This is a genomic window from Nitrospirota bacterium, assembly GCA_016214385.1.
Classification (GTDB): domain Bacteria; phylum Nitrospirota; class Thermodesulfovibrionia; order UBA6902; family JACROP01; genus JACROP01.
Map to the genome: position 1 here is coordinate 1 of JACROP010000141.1, position 3,738 is coordinate 3,738.

Below are 3,738 nucleotides of genomic sequence, written 5' to 3' on the forward strand. Positions count from 1 at the left end.
AGTTGATTTGCAGTGCCGAATATCGGCCATATAACAAGAAAGGCATTGTAATAGGCCAGCAGGAACATCAATAAAACACATATAAAGGCATTGAAGATATAGGTCTTGAATATCTCAGGTGGATTTTTAAAAATAAAGCCCCACAGTTCTTCTAAGAGATAACGGTTCAGCCTTACTGCTGTATCGAGAGTTGTAATCACAAATCCTTCAAGCAGCAGGATGCCGAATATTGTCCCGATGTAAACAGGCAGGCCAAATGTATTCTGCAGCAGCCCGCCCATACCGAGTGAGAACCCGAGGACCGGATTTGACCTTGCACCCTCAATAGATGGAAACAGGATTTCTAAATACTGTTTGTAATCAAGGCCTGAGCTCACTGCAATAAGCACTCCGATGGCAAATAACCCCTCAAGGATCATGGCGCCATAGCCGACCTTTTTGCAATCGGTCTCTTTTGACAACTGCTTTGATGTTGTCCCCCCTGCCACAAGAGAATGAAAACCGGATATTGCCCCGCATGCAACAGTAATGAAAAGCATTGGCCAGATAGGCCCTAATCTTACAGACCCTTCTGTAATGTTCATTGCAGGGGCAGTGACAGTGGTTCCTTGAAGCCCTGAAATGATGCCCCCGCCAATAAGGGCGAAAACCCCTGCGTAAAGGAGAAATGAATTTATAAAGTCTCTGGGCTGAAGCATCATCCAGACAGGTATACCTGCTGCAACTAAGGTATAAACGGATATGATAACCATCCATATCTTAAAATCTATTGAGACCGGATATGCCAGCCCTACAGGGATAGAAACAGAACAGATACCTATTGATAACAAAGATGCTACCGGTATGCTTATCCCTTTCCTGTAAAGCAGAAAACCCATAATCGGAGCGAGGCAGGTTATAACAATAACAGATGTTGATGCAATCCCTCCAATCTGTGCCATTAGTTTATCATCTACTACTTTTGTCTTGATTATTGTTTGTTCAGGCAATCCCATTGCCTCAACTGGCACAAGGGATGTCAATGCAACTGCTGTAAGATTTAAAAATGCAGATGTAACAAGCAGAAGCATTAAAATCGTAAAACTTATAAAAAGGAGAAAGCCCGTTTTCCCGAGACTTTTTTCGCCAATCCGGGCCATGGATTTTCCCTTCTCCCGAAGGCTTGCGAACATGGCTGAAAAATCATGAACCGCACCTATAAAGATTGTCCCCAGGATAATCCAGAGCCAGACAGGAAGATAGCCGTAAATAAGGGCAACAGTAGGGCCGATAACAGGTCCCGCACCTGCAATAGAAGCAAAATGATGGCTGAATACAACAGGGGTTTTTGTGGGGACATAGTCCCAACCATCCATTAATTCAGTGGCAGGAGTGATATTTCTGTCACTTTCATCAAAGACCTTTGCTATATAACCTGCATAAAAGCGGTAAGCCAGTACATAAAGCAATACGCTTAGCAGAATAAGAAGTGCGACATTCATATTTGACCCTTAAATTTTTGGTTCTTCTCGCCGTATTTCACCTCCAGAATCGAAGGCGAATATTTTGGTATTATATACCCCATGGTCGACATCTTCAAGATAACAGCAATATTCATTATTATCATCATCCTTTTAAAAAGGCGGTGGAATCTTGGTCTTGTAATGGCCCTGTCCTCTGTAATCCTTGCCTTTTTCTATCTGCTTAGACCTGAAGATTTCTTCAGGGCATTTTTCAGGTCATCCACTGATATAGCAACCATCAACCTTGTAGTAGCCCTAACCTTAATAAGGGTGTTTGAGAACATCGTGAGGAAAAAAGGGATAATGCAGGAGATGATGGAGGCCTTCAGGGGAATTGTGCTGGACAGAAGGGCATTAATGGCCTCAATGCCTGCACTCATAGGTCTTTTACCATCAATGGGAGGTGCCATCTTCTCAGCACCAATGGTAGAGGAGGCGTCAAAGGGGATTAAGCTACAACCTGAAAAAAAGGCATTTATAAATTATTGGTTCAGACATCCGTGGGAATTTATCCTCCCGCTTTATCCAGGGATAATACTTGCATCGGCAATAACAGCACTACCGCTCAGAGATATAATCATCGCTAACCTGCCACTCGCAATGAGCTTCATAGCAGGAGGCATTATCTGGGGACTTAGAGGTATCGGGTTTCAAAAAGAGGGGACAAAAAAGATGACAGGCAAAGGAATGCTAAGCTTTCTACCGCTGGTCTCAATACTCATCATGGTTATATTGTTTCGCATTGAGCTATTCATCAGTATAGGAGTGGTGGTTATCGGGCTTTTTGTGGCCTTAAGATATTCATTCAAAGATATTCTCCAGTCTTTTAAAGAAGGGTCCTCAATAGACATAGTAGCTGTAATCCTCGGCGTAATGACTTTCAAGGCAGTCATGGAAACTTCAGGGGCAGTCGCGAATATAAGCGGGTTTTTCTCAAGAGAGGGCATCCCCCTTCTTCCCATCCTCTTCTTCGTACCCTTTATATCAGGGCTCCTTACAGGCCTTACAATTGGCTTTGTAGGCAGCACCTTCCCTTTAATATTAAGCCTTGAAGGCAGTCAGAGCATCGGAGCCATCTCATTTGCCTTTGCATCAGGCTATGCGGGTGTCATCCTGTCACCTGTACACGTGTGCCTCGTGCTGACGAGGGAGTATTTTAAAGCTGACATGGCCGGGATATACAAAAGGATCTTCAGGGCAAGCATCTTGATTGTAGTGACTGCGATCATTGTGTATTTTCTAAGATGACAGGATCTTTAAAGCTAAATCAGGATTGTGATATAAACTTACTTATCCCGGTGGAGTCTTTAAGTCTTTTATAAATAATTTCTGCTATCTTTAAAAGGTTCTTTGTATCCTCCATGTTATATTTAAGGAGACGTTCAAGGGCATCCTCTCTGCTCCTTCTCCTGTAAAGATGCCAGAGCTTAACCGCATCATAACCATCCATGCCCTGGACTGATTCATCCCGTATTATCCCCAGTTCTTCTTCAAGCCTTTTGAGGCCACCTTTAAGGCCAGCTCTCTTACTGGCAAAACCCAGATCAAAATGTGGCATCTCAAATATCAGGGAATTAAACTTTCTACTGAGAAAAGGTATATCAAAGGAGCTTCCATAAAATGTTATTATCATACCGTAGCTCGAGAGCTCCTTCTTCAGATTTTTCTCTGTAAGGTTTATGCCCTTCACAAGGGACCTATAATCATAACCATCGTAAAGGCCGACAACAGTTACAAAACCACCTTTATCTTCAGGAAGACCATTTGTCTCTATATCAATACACAGGGCATTACTTCCAAAAACATCAAAAAGTCTCCACTGTTCTCTTTGTGGTAAAAGTCTTGAAAAATATTGCGCATCCCTGCCCTCAAGAGCGCTAAGGGTTGTGGACAATGCAATATCAGCCATCTCTTTCTTATATGGGCTTATCCCGTTCACAAAATTCCTGTTCAGAAATTCCTGCCAGGAGATAATCCCCATGCGCCAGAAATGCCGCTCTAATTTTAAACCAATACCGTCAAGAAATGAAAACGTATGTCTTATCATTTATGGTATTATAACTAATCTGCACTAAAAAAGTGTAGGGCTGGGATAAGTGGAGTTCCCCCAATTTTTTGTTTTTTTGTCCGTCATTCCCGCCCCGTATCAAGTACGGGGTAAACTCCGGCGGGAATCCAATCTGCTTCCGTCATTCCCGCGAAGGCGGGAATCCAATCTTCTCATGTAGTTAAGCTG

The 3,738-nt window shown here is 43.0% G+C and carries 3 protein-coding genes; 1 reads left to right on the plus strand and 2 read right to left on the minus strand.

The genetic code is table 11. The annotated features are described in order from the left end of the window. Positions 1 to 1,481 (minus strand): carbon starvation protein A (locus HZC12_08800; protein MBI5026801.1); only part of this gene is annotated, 1,481 nt, incomplete at its 3' end. 81 nt (positions 1,482 to 1,562) lie between these two features. On the opposite strand from HZC12_08800, the gene HZC12_08805 reads away from it, so the two are divergent. Further along, complete coding sequence (locus tag HZC12_08805) at positions 1,563 to 2,750, plus strand: DUF401 family protein (protein MBI5026802.1); 1,188 nt, start codon at positions 1,563 to 1,565, stop codon at positions 2,748 to 2,750. 19 nt (positions 2,751 to 2,769) lie between these two features. Here the strand turns inward: HZC12_08805 and HZC12_08810 are convergent, their stop codons facing one another. Next, positions 2,770 to 3,549 carry a ribonuclease H-like domain-containing protein gene (locus HZC12_08810; GenBank protein MBI5026803.1) on the minus strand — a complete coding sequence of 260 codons (780 nt, stop codon included), beginning with the start codon at positions 3,547 to 3,549 and terminating at the stop codon, positions 2,770 to 2,772. Between the last annotated feature and the right edge of the window lie 189 nt (positions 3,550 to 3,738).

Excerpts from the sequence above, each read along its gene's own strand:
- HZC12_08805 (MBI5026802.1), top strand. The coding sequence starts at position 1,563 with ATGGTCGACATCTTCAAGATAACAGCAATATTCATTATTATCATCATC.
- HZC12_08810 (MBI5026803.1), bottom strand. The coding sequence starts at position 3,549 with ATGATAAGACATACGTTTTCATTTCTTGACGGTATTGGTTTAAAATTA.